Below are 14,991 nucleotides of genomic sequence, written 5' to 3'. Positions count from 1 at the left end.
CAGATATTTTATAAAAGATATAGAAATTAATTATTAAGTATTGTAGAATTAACTTTATTAAAATTAGAAAGGTTAGATAGATGATGAATAGATACATGATTTTAGCAAATCCAGGACACAATAGAATATATTTTGATACAGCTTTAAAGATAGCTTATTTTGAACTGAAGGCTATTTTAGAAGCAAGGGAGGTATGTATAGAGGAAATATTTGAAGGTGATTTAGGGCTACCAGCTAGTATTTGTTTTAATACTAAAGAGAGGTTAAAAGAAGAAGATTTTATAGCGATAAGTACAGCATCAATATATTATGCAATATTTGAAATAGTTGAAGGAAATTTATTAAAGCCAATTATAGTAAAAGACTTTAGAACATTTCCAGAAAGTATGGTTCAAATTTTAAAATATACAGGAAAAACAAATGAGCAATTTACAAGATTAATGGTAAACTTAGCATTAAGTGCATGTAAAACAGGAAGTAAAAAAATTAAATTAATAGATCCAATGTGTGGAAAAGGAACAACTCTTTATGAAGGCCTTATAAGAGGATTTGATGTGATAGGTATAGAAATAAATGCACAATGGATACAAGAAATCCAAAATTATATTGTTAGATACTTAAAGCTTGGAAAATATAAGCATAAGGCACAAAAAGAAAAAAGATCAGGAATAAAAGGAAAGAAAATAGCAGATTGCTTTATAGTAGATATGGCAAGTACAAAAGAAGATTTTATTTGTGGAAATACACAAAATTTAAATCTTTTCTTATCAGATACAAGAAATGCAAATCTTCTATTAAAAAGAAATTCATGTGATATATTAGTATCAGATTTACCTTATGGTGTACAACATGGAAGTAAAGCAGAGGGAGATTCTACAATGGATAGAAGTCCATTAGAACTTTTAAAAAATTGTATCCCAGCATGGCAAAATGTATTAAAAGTAAAGGGTGCATTATGTATTTCATTTAATGAATTTACTTTAAAATATGAGGATGTAAGAGAAGTATTAGAAGAAAATAACTTTACAGTTTTAGATGAAGAACCATTTAACGGATATATACATAGAGTAGATCAAGCAATAAATAGAAACCTTATAGTTGCAGTAAAAAACAAGTAATAACTTAGAGTGTTATTAGTTTTAAGAATAAATTTTAATTAGAAATAATAATCACAGTAGAAAAAAATTAAGTTCTACTGTGATTATTTTATTTTAGATAAAGATAAAGATATTTGATAATTAGCAAAAGAAGAAATTTCTTCAATTAAAAAGTTTATAAAATCAGTATTTAATGATTCTACTTTTAATATATAGCAACAATCAGAACTTATTCTAAAGGCTTCGGTGATTTCATTATATTTTTTTATTATACTTAAAATAGTTTGATGATTTGCAGTATTCATATAAACTTTAATAAAAGCGATAGTAGAAAATCCGAGTTTAGACTTATTAGTCTTTATAGTGAATTTTTCAATAACTCCATCATCGATTAGTTTATTAATTCTAAAGCCAACAGCTTGACCTGTCATATGCACTTTTTCACCAATTTCTTTAAAACTTAATTTAGAATTATTTTCTAAAATATTTATGATATTTAAATCTATTTTATCAATGTTCATTTTAATCTCCTTTATTTTTCAATATGAAAAAGATATATAGTTAAGTTTTTCATTATAGAAGTGAATATAAATATAAAAAAAGTATAATTTAATTATAGATAAAAATAAAAATAAAAGATAGAAGGAGAATGTAAATATGAAAAAGGCATTATTAATTATTGATTTACAAAATGATTATTTTGAGGGTGGAAAATTTCCATTATGGAATACAGAAAAAACTTTAGAGAATATAGAAAATGCTATAGATTTAGCACATAAAAATGATGTGGAGATTATACATATTCAACATATAGCAGATCCAAGTCTTGGATTAGCACCATTTTTTAATGCTGGAAGTGAGGGAGTAAAGATACACTCGAGAATATTAGAGAAAGCACCAGAAGGTAAGGTTGTAATAAAAACTTTTGCAGATGGATTTTATAAAACAGACTTAGAGGAAGTTTTATCTAAAATGGGAGTAGAGGAGATACTAGTATGTGGAATGATGACTCAAAATTGTGTTACACATACAGCTATTTCTAAGTCAGCTGAAAAATATAAAGTTTCAATTTTAGCAGATTGTTGTACATCGGTAAGTGAACCAATACATTTAATAGGTTTAGCAGCCGTTATGTCAAGAGATATAACTATAGTTCCATATGCTGAGATATTTAGATAAGCAATAAAAGAAGGTCTACTATAAACTAAAATGGAACCTATAAAGTGGACACTTATAAAATTAAAGCGCTTTTTTATAAATCATTCAATAGTCCTAAAACAAAATAAACGTTCTAGGAAAGTATAGTGTTACTAGCACTATACTTTTTTTATATTTACACATTTGTGTAAGTTTGAATACCCTAAATCACAGATTTGGATTCTTACTTAGATTATATCGAAAAAATAAAATAAATAAACTAAAAAAAAAGACTTTTCTTAAAAAGTCTTTTTTGTGGTTGCGGGAGCAGGACTTGAACCTACGACCTTCGGGTTATGAGCCCGACGAGCTACCAACTGCTCCATCCCGCGATATTAAAGTTTAATCTCTTCCTTACCAACTGTTGTAAGTATAGTCCTTATACTTATAAAAGTCAAGCAATATATTTTTTGATTAAAATTTCAGTATTTAAATTTAAAAAAAGAAAGACTTCAAAAAAAGTCTTTATGGTTGCGGGGGCAGGACTTGAACCTACGACCTTCGGGTTATGAGCCCGACGAGCTACCAACTGCTCCACCCCGCGATATTAAGGGTTTTTCTTTTTGACTATGGACTAAGTATAGTCCTTATATTTCTAGAAGTCAATAAGAACTTATGAGAAATAGCAGTTTTAAATAAATATCATATTATAAATAAGAAATTTATTTAGGAGAGATTTATGAGAGAGGAGAGATTAGATTCCAAAATAAGATTGCTTAATCATATGAAAAGTAGAGATTTATTAAATAAGGTTGATTTTATTAATGAAGGAAATAAGAAAAATAAAAAACAATCCATAGAAGTTGTGGGTATAAGTGGGGATAATGTGGATAAAATTTCACAATCTGTGGAAAACATAGGTGGAAAGTATGAAAATTTAGGATATGGATATGGAATTATAGAAATTTCTGTGGATAACTTAGATAAACTTAACAGTTTAAGTAACTTTCAATATTTAGAGCTTCCAAAGACGTTATATACAAGTGATTTTTATAGTAATAGGGAAATATGTGTACCAGAAGTTCAAAGTACTTATGATTTACTTGGTGAAGGAATTTTAATTGGATTTATAGATACTGGTATAGATTATAGTAATATAGGCTTTAGAAATAATGATGGAACTACAAGGATTCAATATATATGGGATTTGGAAATTGGAAAAGTTTTTACTAGGGATGATATAAATAAGGCATTAAAATCAAGTAATCCAGAGAGTATTGTTCCTTCTTATGACTTAATAGAACATGGAACTCATGTTGCGGGGATTTCATGTGCAGGTGGAAATATTCCTAAGGACAAGTATGGAATTGCACCAAAATCTTCAATTGCAATGGTAAAAGCAACTAGAGGAAAGTTTAGTATTAGTACGCAAATAATGAGAGGGATAAAATTTTTAGTAGATAAAGGAAAAGAATTAAATATGCCTTTAGTTATAAATTTAAGTTTAAGTACAAATGATGGTGCACATGATGGAAATTCTTTATTAGAAAAATATATTGAAACAGTTTGTGATTTAGAGAGAATAACTATTATAGTAGCTGCAGGAAATGAAGGAGCTGTATCTCATCATATTTTTGGAGATTTAAGATTTCCACAGCAAGTAGATTTTAATGTTGGAGGAGGAGAAACTTCTATAACATTCGCTATGTTTTTAGATGTATTAAGTAAAATTAGAATTGAAGTACTTAACGCTTCAAATTTAAGTTCAGGAAAAATTGAACTTAAAAAAGGATTGAATAGGATAGTAGTGGGAAATGATGAGGTTTTATTTTATGTATCAGGCCCAAAACCTTTTGATTTGCTTGGAGAGATTTTAATAACTATTGTAGCAAATGGTGATTCAATTCAAGAGGGAAGATGGAGAATTAAGATAGAGGAAGTAAATAACAAGGGGGGAAGGTTTAATATTTGGCTTCCTATACAAGAGGGGTTAAATCCAGAAACAAAATTTTTAAATGGAGAGCCATTTTTCACAATTGGAATACCAGCAACTGTTAAAAATGTTATTTCAGTTGGTAGTTATAATAGTGTAACTAATAACATATCTGCCTTTAGTGGGAGAGGAGCTATTTATTCAAATGAAGTTATAAAACCAGAACTTATAGCACCAGGGGAAAATATCATGTCATTAATACCAGATGGATTTGATACTAAAACTGGAACATCTATGGCATCGCCTCATATTGCAGGACTCTCTGCACTTTTAATGGAATGGGGAATCGTTAAAGGTAATGATAAGTTTTTATTTGGTGAAAGATTAAAAAGTTATCTTATAAAAGGGGCAAAAAGAGATAGACCAGATGAAACATATCCTAATTCAGTTTGGGGATATGGCATAGTTTGTGCAAGAAACACTTTTGAAATTTTAAATAATGATAAGATGAGGGGATTTAGAATGTATAGAGCAAGAAAAATTATTGAATATTTTGGAGATATAGAAAAAGAGATAGATAAATATAAGGAGGCAAAAATTATAATTCTAGATGATAGAATAGCTGTTATAGAAGCGCCATTTGATGTTATGAATAATATTATAGAAAATGTAAAACAAATTGTTTTTATTGAGAGTTCACCAGTGTATACATTAAATAAAATTTCACCAACAGAAGCATCAGGAAGTTATCTTTTTAATGATAATCCGTATCTTTCACTTACAGGAAAAGGGGTTTTAGTAGGAATAGTTGATACAGGGATTGATTACTTAAGTGATGAATTTACTTTAGAAAATAATAAGACAAGAATAGTTTCTATGTGGGATCAAAGTGTAAAGGGAAATCCAATAACATGGCATCATTATGGGAAAGTTTATAGTGAGGATGATATAAATAAAAGTTTAGATTTGAAAAAATCAGGTGGAGATCCATACACAATAGTAGGAATGAAGGATGAAAATGGACATGGAACTATGGTTTCAGGAATAATTGGTGCAAGAGGAAAAAATCCAGAGATTAAAGGAATAGCACCAGACTGTAAATTTATTATAGTAAAGCTTAAGGAGGCTTCAGATAATTATCTAAAGAATGCAGGTGTAACAAAAACTGGAGTAGGAAGGTATGAAAATTCAGATATACTTTTAGCTGTTAGACATATTTTAGAAGTAGCAAAAGAAAAATTAATGCCAGTTGTTTTATATATACCTCTTGGAACAAATTTAGGTTCACATGATGGAAAGACTATATTAGAAAGATATATAGATGACTTATCTAAAAAGAGAGGGGTAACAGTAATTACAACAACAGGGAATGAAGGGAATGAGGACTCACATACAGAAGGGACTTTAAAGGGGAATGGAGATATAAAAACTATTGAATTATTGGTAGATAAAAATCAAGGAAATCTTAATTTTGAAATTTGGTTTAGAAAGCCTGATAAAGTTTCACTTGGAATAGTTTCACCATCAGGTGAAGTTATAGAAAAGATTCAAGCAAAATTAAAGCAAATAGAAGAAATAAGATTTGTTTTTGAGAAGACAAGTATGTTTATACAATATCGTATCCCAGAAGAAGTTACAGGAGATGAGTTAATAAAAATAAAGGCAACGGATTTAAGGGAAGGAATATGGCAATTTAAGATTATGGGAGATTATATAGTTGATGGTAGATATGATGCATGGCTACCTCAAAGAAGTCTAATAGCAGATGGAACAAAATTTTTAAACTCAAGCCAATATTGTACATTAGAAATACCTTCAACAGCAGAAAATACTTTAGTAGTTGGATATTATAATCAAAATAATGATGCAACTGTAAGTAAATCAGGAAGAGGAAATACAAGGGATGGAAGAATAAAACCTGATATTGTAGCAGGAGGAATAGATGCAATAACATTAGTTCCAGGTGGAGGAACTCAAGTTTCAAGTGGGGCATCCATAGCAGGAGCAGTAGTTTCAGGTTGTGCAGCACTTATGATGCAATGGGGTATTGTGGATGGAAATGACTCTACTATGTATTCAGTAAAAATGAAAACTTATTTAATAAGAGGGGCAAAAATGAGGACAGGGGATATATATCCTAATAGAGAATGGGGCTATGGACGAATAGATTTAAAAGGTGTTTTTGATAATATGAGAAAAGGAAAAGAGATAAATATGTTTAGAACTTATAATATAGGAGACATGTTTATAAGGCTTCCTAAAAATAATGAACCAAAAAGAAAGTAAGGAATAAATTGATTATAAGAAGTAATACTAAGGAGCAAATTTATGCCTGAAAAAGGAAGGTTAAAGATACAATGTTTTAAAGGAGATGAATATATTCCACTTGATGGTTGCAAGGCAATAATAACTAGTGGAAGGCGTTCAAAAAAGCGTGCTAAAGAGGTTATGTTAAATACTGATTCATCAGGACTTACAGAAATTATAGAATTAGATGCGCCACCAAAGAAAAATAGTGAAACACCAACAGGAAAAACTCCATACAGTCAATATGATATTAAAATTCAAAAGGATGGATTTGAAGATTTTATAGTAAATGGATGTCAAATTTATTCAGGAGAAACAGCATATCAAAAGTGTAATTTAAAATCTAAAAAAGGAGCAGTTAATCCAAGTATAATAACTGTATTAGACAATAGATTATATGGAAATTTCCCAGAAAAAATTCCAGAAGCAGAAATGAAAAAACTTCCACCACCATCAAGTGGAGTTGTACTTCCAAAGCCGGTAGTACCTGAATATATAGTAGTACATGAAGGAAATCCAAGCCAAGGAGGGAAAAATTATAAACTTCTATATAAAGACTATATAAAAAATGTAGCATCAAGTGAGATATACTCAACTTGGCCTAAGGCTACTATTCAAGCAAACATATTTTGTATAATTTCATTTACATTAAATAGAATATACACAGAGTGGTATAGAGCAAAAGGATATCCCTTTGATATTACAAATTCAACTGCATATGACCATGCCTTTGTTTATGGAAGAACTATTTATGAAAGCATCAGTATTGCAGTAGATGAAATTTTTTCTACATTTGTTAAAAGGACAGGAAGAAAACAACCTCTTTTAACACAATATTGCAATGGAACAACAGTAAAATGTCCTGCATGGTTTAGTCAATGGGGGAGTAAGTATTTAGGTGATCAAGGAAAGACACCATTTGAAATTTTAAAATATTACTATGGAAATAATATAGTTTTACAAACAGCAGAAAAAGTAAAAGGAAGTCCAAAATCCTATCCAGGATATTCATTAAATATTGGAGCAAGTGGAGAGCCTGTAAGAACAGTTCAACAATTTCTAAATAGAATAGCTGTAAACTATCCACTAATCCCAAAAGTAGCTGTAGATGGAAGCTATGGACAAGCATTATCAAATCAGGTAAAAGTTTTTCAAGGAATATTTGGACTAAATCAAACAGGAATAGTAGATTATGCAACATGGTATAAAATATCAGAAATATACACAGGAGTTACTAAAATAGCAGAATTAAATGGATAAAGGACAGCTTAAAAGCGGTCCTTTATTTGTGTTTCGCTATGTTTTTATTATAAGTAACTAACAAGAATATATTGATTAGTTGAAAAATAATAATAACAATATTAGAAAAAATTAATAAGGGTTTATTAGAGGAAATAAAATTGGGGAAATAAGTAATGAAATAGCTAAGAAAGAGTTTATATATAAACCATAAAATATCTAAAATAGTAAAAAGTTTATATATAAAAAATTTCTTTTTATAAAATAAAAATCCAATATATAAATATACAGAAAAAAGAATAGCACTAAAGACTAAATTATATAAAAATCCATTTAAAGATAGGTTAATATAACTAGTATTATTAGAAAGTAGAGAGAATGTCTGAATGTTTACATAAAGACTGCAGGAAACAGCAATTAATGTAAAAGCAGGAATAATACATAATAGAATTATCTTAGATTTTTTTAAGAATATATTCATTGAGAGGCTCCTTTTCATTTAAAGATAATTAAATTATAAATGGGAAAAAATAACTTGGAATTAATAAACAGAAGAATATTTGTAAAACCTATATTTTAGAATAATAGAAAATATAGAATAGAAGACTCACAATGGATTTTAATACATTGTAAGTCTTATATTTTATAGATTATTTCTAATATAGTATTTAATACAAAAGAAAACAAATATTAAGCTAAGGCATCCAAACATAGGGTACAAAGTTTTTATTAGATTTCCGAAGCCTATAAGAGATATTGGAAATGCTATTAGTAAAACTACTACAACAGCTTTTTTAAATGGGATTTTAAAGGTTTGTTCTAGGGTTTTTCCAATTGAGTAAACATCTGATACTTCTGTTGAGAACATTTCCATAAGGATTACTATAAGAAGTAACGCTTGTATTACTGTTCCAAACCTTTTTGCTACGAAAAGAAGAGGTACTTCATATTGGAATGTGTATGGAACATTTATGAAGAGTAGGAAGTTTATCATTAATGATAGTAATGTAAGTCCTATTGCTCCAACTATAACTCCTTTTTTCATTATTTTATGATCTTTAACTGATGTGCATAGAGGAACTAGTACGCCACAACAACAAAGAACGTTGTATCCTGCATAAAGAATTGTTGAGATGGTTAAGCTTCCTGCTTTTTTAGGAAAGCTTTGGATAATTGAGGATATGTTTATGGTATCCATACAAAAAAATAAGTAAAGTCCTGTTATAACAGTTATTGTGAAGATTAATGTTGGTACTATAAATGAATTTACTTCAATAAGTCCTTCTGTTCCTCTATATAAGAAAAATAGTGATATACCCATCATTAAGAAAGTACCTATAAGTTTTGGAATTCCTGAAAACTGATGAATTAAAGCACCACTACCAGCAAGAATTATTGAGGCGCTTGAAATAAGATAGAAAGTTGTTGTAATTCCAGTAATTTTCCCAAAAAAATTAGGGCTTATAACATTAATAAAATCATTATAGGAATGAAGGTTTTTATTGCTACTTATTTTACTAATAATTGAACCAATAATTATATAGAAAATTCCACAGAATATTATAAATATGAAGCTTTGTGGTCCAAAAGATGTAAAAAAGTTAGTTATTTCTTGACCAGAGGCAAGTCCAGCACCAACGATAGTACCAATAAATACAGCTGCTATTTGAAAGATTTTAGATAAATTCTTCATAAAAAAACTCCTTTTAAAATTAGTATTCTTAACAATATATAGGTAAACTTTAAAAATTATTCTACAAAATGAATAATAGATATTTTTAAAAGAAAAACTAATGGAAGTTAAATTTGGTTAGGAGGAGTTTGTTTGAAGAAGAGAGTAATAATTTTAGTAGTACTATTATTAATTATGTGTGGTGGTTGTACAAAAGAAACGAGTATGACGGAAAATATAAATGTTTTTAATGTAGAAACAGCACAGCAAAAGGCAAATGAATATGTACTTAGAATACAGAATAATGACATAATTGGGGCAAATGAAATAGCAACAAAAGAAGTTGCATCTAAAACACAGTTAAAAAATATACTTCCTATAGTTTCTTATAAAATAACGAGAGCAACTGAGGTGAGTGACGGGGTATACTTAGAAATAGCAGTTGTAAAAAGTAAGGGTGAAGATAAGAAATGTGATTTAGATAAGTGGATAATTAAAGTGCTAAGAGATTCAAATAATAACTATAAAGTAGCGGAGGTAAAAAGTTCAATAGCTACAGAGTTATTTGCAGAAGATGGTGTATTGAAGATGATTGAAAGTGGAACGGATAATATAGAAGTAGTAGTTAATTTAGATAGTATACCTAATGAATTATATCCAAAGGGGAAGGAAATTATGTTAAGTAAAAAATCTCTTCCTAAAAAGGCATTTCAAACTATAGGAGTGAGCTTTGATGGGAATTATGTAGCATTTAGTACAACTGATGGGAAAAATTCTTTTGTAGGAATAGCAGTTCTTGAGAAAGCTAGACCTGCTATGGCAAGTGTAATGAATTTTACTAATGGATTAACTTCTGATGATATGAAAGATATATTTGAAAAACCTATAGCTAAGAAAATTATTTACTGTGATATTATTTCAAATTCTAAAATAAAAGATTTTATTTTTTCAGAAGAAAAAGATGCACTAATTGTAGAGTATGAGAAAGAAAATAATGTAAAGGGAATAAATATTTATGGCATTCCTGATGGAGGGCTTCTTCCTATTAATTTGCAAAAGCTATTTCCAGAAGATAAGTATACAGTAGAGTATATAGCATCAGTTAAATCTAATATAATAATAGATGTTCAAAAGAAAGAAAATATTACAGGGATTTATCAAGAATTATTAGGAGAATATACTATTGATTTAAAAGAAAAATCTATAGATAAGGTATAGTAGAAATTTTAATAAAATATCTAACTATGATATGATAAAGTAAAATTTATTTATAACATGGAGGAAAAAAATGATTAAAGAGTGGAATGGTAAAAGATATAATAATCTAAACCATTTTTTAAGACAAAAATTTGGTGAAAAAGTATTTAAAATTTCATTAGATGGTGGATTTACATGTCCTAATAGAGATGGAAAAGTTGCAAAAGGTGGTTGTACTTTTTGTAGTGAGAGAGGTTCAGGAGATTTTGCTGGAGATAGAGAGATATCTATATCAAAGCAATTTATAGATGTTAAAGATATGATGAATAAAAAATGGAAAGAAGGAAAGTATATAGCATACTTCCAAGCTTACACAAATACATATGCACCTATTGATGAACTTAAAAGAAAATATGAAGAAGCAATAAATCAAGAAGGAGTTGTTGCACTAGCTATAGCAACAAGACCAGATTGTTTAGAAGAAGAAGTTTTAGATTTAATTGAAGAAATGAATAAAAAGCTATATGTATGGATAGAAATTGGACTTCAAACAGTTTCAGATAAGACTGGAAGAAAAATAAATAGAGGATATGATACAGCAGTCTATAGTGATGCAATTGAAAGATTGAAAAAAAGAAATATTGACTTTGTAACACATTGTATATTTGGGCTTCCAGGTGAAACACAGGAAGATATGCTTAAAACAGTAGAATTTGTAGCACATACAGGTTCAACAGGAGTTAAGTTTCACTTACTTCACTTAATGGAGGGAACACCACTTGTAAGTCTTTATGAAAAAGGTGGATTAAAGCTTATGGAACAAGATGAATATATAGATACTCTTTGCAGGGCTGTTACAATGATACCACAAGAGATGGTTATTCATAGATTAACAGGTGATGCACCAAGAGATCTTTTAATAGGACCTATGTGGAGTCTTAAAAAATGGGAAGTTTTAAATGCAATAGATAAGGCTTTTGTAGATAATGATATATATCAAGGTAAAAATTTTAAATAATTAGAAAAAATAAGCAGTTTAACTAAGGCAAGGTTAGACTGCTTATTTTATAATAGTATTAGGATAAAATTAAAAAGGTGGGATGGAAGAATGAAAGTAGATATAATAATAACACCAGAACATATAAATGAAGAGTATATAAAAGGAAAGAATATAGTTGTTATAGATATGCTTAGAGCAACATCAGTAATGACAACGGCTTTTAAAAATGGATGTAAAGAGGTGATTCCTTTTTTAACTGTAGAAGAGGTTTTTGAGGAAGCAAATAAACTAGGAAGAGAAAACTGTATACTAGGTGGAGAAAGAAATGCTAAGAAAATAGAAGGATTTGATTTAAGTAATTCACCTCTTGAATATACTAAAGAAGTAGTTTTAGATAAAACTATATTAATGACAACAACAAATGGAACAAAGGCTTTAAATAAAGTAAGAGATGGAAAAAGAGTTTATATAGCATCTGTTTTAAATGGAAAGAAAATTGCAGAGAGATTAGCTAAGCTAAATGAAGATGTAATAATAGTGAATGCAGGAACTGATGGTGAATTCACTATGGATGATTTTATTTGTAGTGGATATATCATAAGTGAAATTAAAAAAATAACAGAGAAGATAGAGCTTACTGATATAAGTAAAACCGCTAAGTATATTTATGAAAAAAATGAAAACATAGAAAGCTTTATAATGATGGCAAAACATTATGGAAGAATGAAGGAATTGAATCTATTTAAAGATATAGAATATTGTATAGAAAAAGAGGATTTAAATATAATTCCTATATATAAAGATGGAAAAATAAAAATTGAAAAGTAAAAAAAGGCTATGCATGTAGTAGAATGCATAGCCTTTTTAGCAAATGAGTGATTAAATTTTGATTATAGTATTTATTAATGTTTAGGATAAATGAATTTTATATTTTTATACTTGTCGATATTACCAAGTTTGTTTCCATACTGAGAAGTATGCTTGTGGGTGTAAACAAGCAGGACATTTCTCAGGTGCAACTGGTCCTTCATAAATGAATCCACAGTTTTCACACTTCCATAATGTATCTTCTTCTTCTCTTTTGAAAACTCTATCTTTTTCAATATTTTCTGCTAATTGTTTAAATCTAGTTTCATGAGCAATTTCCGCCTTAGAAATCATTCTAAAACAAGCTGCAACTTCTGGAAAACCTTCTTCATCAGCAATTCTAGCAAATTCAGGATAAAGAATAGCTTCTTCTTCATGCTCTCCGTTAGCAGCAAAGATTAAGTTTGTTCTTGTATCCTCAGGAACTTCTACTGGATATGAAGCCGTAATTTGGACAGCTTCACCATTTAAATCATTCTTTAAAAATTTATAGAATCTTTTAGCATGCTCTTTTTCATTTTCAGCAGTCTCCATAAAGATATTAGATATTTGAACATATCCTTCCTTTTTAGCAACGCTTGAAAAATAAGTGTATCTAGTTCTTGCTTGGCATTCACCAGCAAATGCTTTCATTAAATTTTCAGCAGTTTTTGTACCTTTTAAATTTTTCATAGTTAAATCCTCCATCTAAAACCTAATAATGGTTTTATTATTTAATAATTACTATCCGTTATCTACATTTTAATAATACTACTAAGTAAAAAGAAAATCAATGAACAAAATGTAAAAGATATTTTCAAATAATAATTATTATTTAACACCTTTACATAGGTTAAAACATAAGAAAATTAGTAAGATTTAAGAATTTTTGTATAAAGTATTTTAAATATAAGTAATAAAAATTTAGAAGATATAGAGCAGTAATACACAGATTATTAAATAATAATAAATATTAATTATGATATGATAAGGATATCATAATAATAAGTAGTGAGGTGCAGGGATGGGAATGTTAGTTATACCTTTAATAGTATTAATGTTAGTATCTTTAATATTATATACAGTTTCAAATGTTAGAAGTTTAAAAACAATGACAGTATCTAAGAGAAATATGGCGATGGTTCATATAAGTATTGTCCTAGCTATATTGGGATTATTTTATATGAGTGGAATAAGTTCTAAACTACCATATACGAATGTAAGCTATGGAATGATGGATGTACATCAAATTGTTGGAGCAATTTCAATTGTAGCTCAAGTTATTGCAGCAATAACATTATCAGTAGCAAAAAGAAACAATAAAATTATTAGTAGTAAAATAAAAGTGGTAAATTGGATTGTATGGATAATATATATAGTATGTTTCGTAATTGCTATGTATATTGGAGTATTAGCAAGTATGTAAAAAAAGCCCCACAAAAACTGTGGAGCTTTTTTAATACCTAAATTACTTGAAAAACAAAGAATTTTAAGTAGTATGATTCATCTGAATTCCAAAGAATTGGGTGGTCACAAGATTGAGTTCTACATTCTATTTGTCTAAGACTTCTATGTGCATCATGTGCAGCATCTGCAATAGTTTTTCTAAGTAATTCTTCAGACATGTAATGAGAACAAGAGCAAGTTACAAAATAACCGCCTTCTTTAACCATTTTTATTCCTCTTAAATTTATTTCTTTATATCCTCTAGTTGCACCATTTATAGTCCCTCGTGATTTTGTAAAAGCAGGGGGATCTAGGATAACAACATCAAATTTTCTTCCTTCTCTTGACCAATCTGCAAGAACATTAAATGCATTGTGACATTCAAATTTAACTGTATCTTGAAGATTATTAAGTTCAGCATTTCTTGTAGCACAATCAACAGCATGCTTAGATACATCTATTCCTAAAACAGATTTAGCACCTGCAATACCTGCATTTAAAGCAAATGAACCAGTATGAGTAAAGCAGTCTAAGACTTCTTTATCTTTACAAATCCTATGAATAGCGGCTCTATTTTCTTTTTGGTCTAAGAAGAAACCAGTTTTTTGACCATTTTCTAAGTCAACAATATATTTAACACCATTCTCTACAATTTGGACATTGGTATCAAAAGGTTCTGTTAAAAATCCCTTAGTTTGTTCTAATCCTTCAATTTCACGTGTTTTTAAATCACTTCTTTCATAAACACCTTTAGCATTATAGTCTTCAACAAGAACTTGAACAACTATATCTCTAAATTGGTCCATTCCAAGAGTTGAAATTTGAATTACATAGTAATCTTCAAATTTATCTATTGTAAGCCCTGGTAAAAAGTCAGCTTCACCAAAGATAAATCTACAAGAAGACGTATCTATAACAGTTTGTCTATACTCCCATGCAGCTTTAAATCTTTTTCTGAAGAACTCTTTATTTATTTCTTCATCAATATCTCTTGTCATAATTCTAATAGCTATTTTACTAGCATCATTTATGTAACCTTTACCTATAAAGTAATGTTTATGGTTATAAACATCAACAATATCTCCATTTGTATATTCGCCTTCATATTCCTTAATTT

12 protein-coding genes and 2 tRNA genes are annotated in these 14,991 nt (G+C 28.7%); 8 read left to right on the top strand and 6 right to left on the bottom strand.

The window, feature by feature from the left end:
- Positions 1-80: 80 nt before the first annotated feature.
- Positions 81-1,118, top strand: a complete 1,038-nt coding sequence (locus ACRDDY_RS07320; protein WP_438564293.1) for a TRM11 family SAM-dependent methyltransferase — start codon at positions 81-83, stop codon at positions 1,116-1,118.
- Between the two features lie 83 nt (positions 1,119-1,201).
- Here ACRDDY_RS07320 and ACRDDY_RS07315 read toward each other — a convergent pair whose 3' ends face one another.
- Complete coding sequence (locus ACRDDY_RS07315; RefSeq protein WP_438564292.1) at positions 1,202-1,618, bottom strand: Lrp/AsnC family transcriptional regulator; 417 nt, start codon at positions 1,616-1,618, stop codon at positions 1,202-1,204.
- 136 nt (positions 1,619-1,754) lie between these two features.
- Here ACRDDY_RS07315 and ACRDDY_RS07310 point away from each other — a divergent pair, with 136 nt between their 5' ends.
- On the top strand, positions 1,755-2,276 hold the full coding sequence (locus tag ACRDDY_RS07310; protein ID WP_438564291.1) for a cysteine hydrolase family protein: 522 nt from the start codon (positions 1,755-1,757) through the stop codon (positions 2,274-2,276).
- A gap of 274 nt (positions 2,277-2,550) precedes the next feature.
- Here the strand turns inward: ACRDDY_RS07310 and ACRDDY_RS07305 are convergent.
- Positions 2,551-2,626: transfer RNA gene (locus ACRDDY_RS07305), tRNA-Met, on the bottom strand.
- 136 nt (positions 2,627-2,762) lie between these two features.
- A tRNA-Met gene (locus tag ACRDDY_RS07300) sits at positions 2,763-2,838 on the bottom strand.
- Between the two features lie 135 nt (positions 2,839-2,973).
- Between ACRDDY_RS07300 and ACRDDY_RS07295 the strand changes: the two genes are divergently transcribed.
- Together ACRDDY_RS07295 and ACRDDY_RS07290 are read left to right on the top strand one after the other, a co-directional pair.
- Complete coding sequence (locus ACRDDY_RS07295) at positions 2,974-6,453, top strand: S8 family serine peptidase (RefSeq protein ID WP_438564290.1); 3,480 nt, start codon at positions 2,974-2,976, stop codon at positions 6,451-6,453.
- A 42-nt stretch (positions 6,454-6,495) separates the two neighbouring features.
- Positions 6,496-7,734 (top strand): peptidoglycan-binding protein, encoded by a 1,239-nt coding sequence (locus tag ACRDDY_RS07290; RefSeq protein ID WP_438564289.1) that lies wholly within the window; start codon positions 6,496-6,498, stop codon positions 7,732-7,734.
- A 622-nt stretch (positions 7,735-8,356) separates the two neighbouring features.
- Here the strand turns inward: ACRDDY_RS07290 and ACRDDY_RS07285 are convergent.
- A complete protein-coding gene (locus tag ACRDDY_RS07285; protein WP_438564288.1) occupies positions 8,357-9,406 on the bottom strand; it encodes a YkvI family membrane protein in 1,050 nt (349 codons plus the stop codon).
- A gap of 132 nt (positions 9,407-9,538) precedes the next feature.
- Here ACRDDY_RS07285 and ACRDDY_RS07280 point away from each other — a divergent pair, with 132 nt between their 5' ends.
- The 3 genes from ACRDDY_RS07280 (at position 9,539) to ACRDDY_RS07270 (ending at position 12,410) form a co-directional block, all read left to right on the top strand.
- Positions 9,539-10,603: a hypothetical protein gene (locus tag ACRDDY_RS07280; protein WP_438564287.1), complete on the top strand. Its 1,065-nt coding sequence runs from the start codon at positions 9,539-9,541 to the stop codon at positions 10,601-10,603.
- A 70-nt stretch (positions 10,604-10,673) separates the two neighbouring features.
- The gene (locus ACRDDY_RS07275; protein WP_438564286.1) at positions 10,674-11,600 is read left to right on the top strand and encodes a TIGR01212 family radical SAM protein; all 927 of its coding nucleotides are present in this window, start codon (positions 10,674-10,676) and stop codon (positions 11,598-11,600) included.
- Positions 11,601-11,690: 90 nt separating this feature from the next.
- Positions 11,691-12,410: a 2-phosphosulfolactate phosphatase family protein gene (locus tag ACRDDY_RS07270; protein ID WP_438564285.1), complete on the top strand. Its 720-nt coding sequence runs from the start codon at positions 11,691-11,693 to the stop codon at positions 12,408-12,410.
- A gap of 120 nt (positions 12,411-12,530) precedes the next feature.
- On the opposite strand, the gene rbr is transcribed toward ACRDDY_RS07270, so the two are convergent.
- Positions 12,531-13,121: a rubrerythrin gene (rbr, locus tag ACRDDY_RS07265; protein ID WP_438564284.1), complete on the bottom strand. Its 591-nt coding sequence runs from the start codon at positions 13,119-13,121 to the stop codon at positions 12,531-12,533.
- Positions 13,122-13,458: 337 nt separating this feature from the next.
- On the opposite strand from rbr, the gene ACRDDY_RS07260 reads away from it, so the two are divergent.
- Positions 13,459-13,854, top strand: coding sequence for a hypothetical protein (locus ACRDDY_RS07260; RefSeq protein ID WP_438564283.1), 396 nt, complete (start codon positions 13,459-13,461; stop codon positions 13,852-13,854).
- A 37-nt stretch (positions 13,855-13,891) separates the two neighbouring features.
- Here the strand turns inward: ACRDDY_RS07260 and ACRDDY_RS07255 are convergent.
- The coding region (locus ACRDDY_RS07255) for a class I SAM-dependent rRNA methyltransferase (RefSeq protein ID WP_438564282.1) at positions 13,892-14,991 on the bottom strand (1,100 nt) is incomplete at its 5' end.

Source organism: Clostridium sp. (genome assembly GCF_051656525.1).
Taxonomy (GTDB): Bacteria; Bacillota; Clostridia; order Clostridiales; family Clostridiaceae; genus Clostridium.
This window is presented reverse-complemented; position numbering and strand designations above follow the sequence as displayed.

Coding starts and splice junctions, on each gene's coding strand:
- ACRDDY_RS07320 (WP_438564293.1), top strand. CDS start 81: ATGATGAATAGATACATGATTTTAGCAAATCCAGGACACAATAGAATA.
- ACRDDY_RS07310 (WP_438564291.1), top strand. CDS start 1,755: ATGAAAAAGGCATTATTAATTATTGATTTACAAAATGATTATTTTGAG.
- rbr (WP_438564284.1), bottom strand. CDS start 13,121: ATGAAAAATTTAAAAGGTACAAAAACTGCTGAAAATTTAATGAAAGCA.
- ACRDDY_RS07270 (WP_438564285.1), top strand. CDS start 11,691: ATGAAAGTAGATATAATAATAACACCAGAACATATAAATGAAGAGTAT.
- ACRDDY_RS07275 (WP_438564286.1), top strand. CDS start 10,674: ATGATTAAAGAGTGGAATGGTAAAAGATATAATAATCTAAACCATTTT.
- ACRDDY_RS07290 (WP_438564289.1), top strand. CDS start 6,496: ATGCCTGAAAAAGGAAGGTTAAAGATACAATGTTTTAAAGGAGATGAA.
- ACRDDY_RS07295 (WP_438564290.1), top strand. CDS start 2,974: ATGAGAGAGGAGAGATTAGATTCCAAAATAAGATTGCTTAATCATATG.
- ACRDDY_RS07260 (WP_438564283.1), top strand. CDS start 13,459: ATGTTAGTTATACCTTTAATAGTATTAATGTTAGTATCTTTAATATTA.
- ACRDDY_RS07285 (WP_438564288.1), bottom strand. CDS start 9,406: ATGAAGAATTTATCTAAAATCTTTCAAATAGCAGCTGTATTTATTGGT.
- ACRDDY_RS07315 (WP_438564292.1), bottom strand. CDS start 1,618: ATGAACATTGATAAAATAGATTTAAATATCATAAATATTTTAGAAAAT.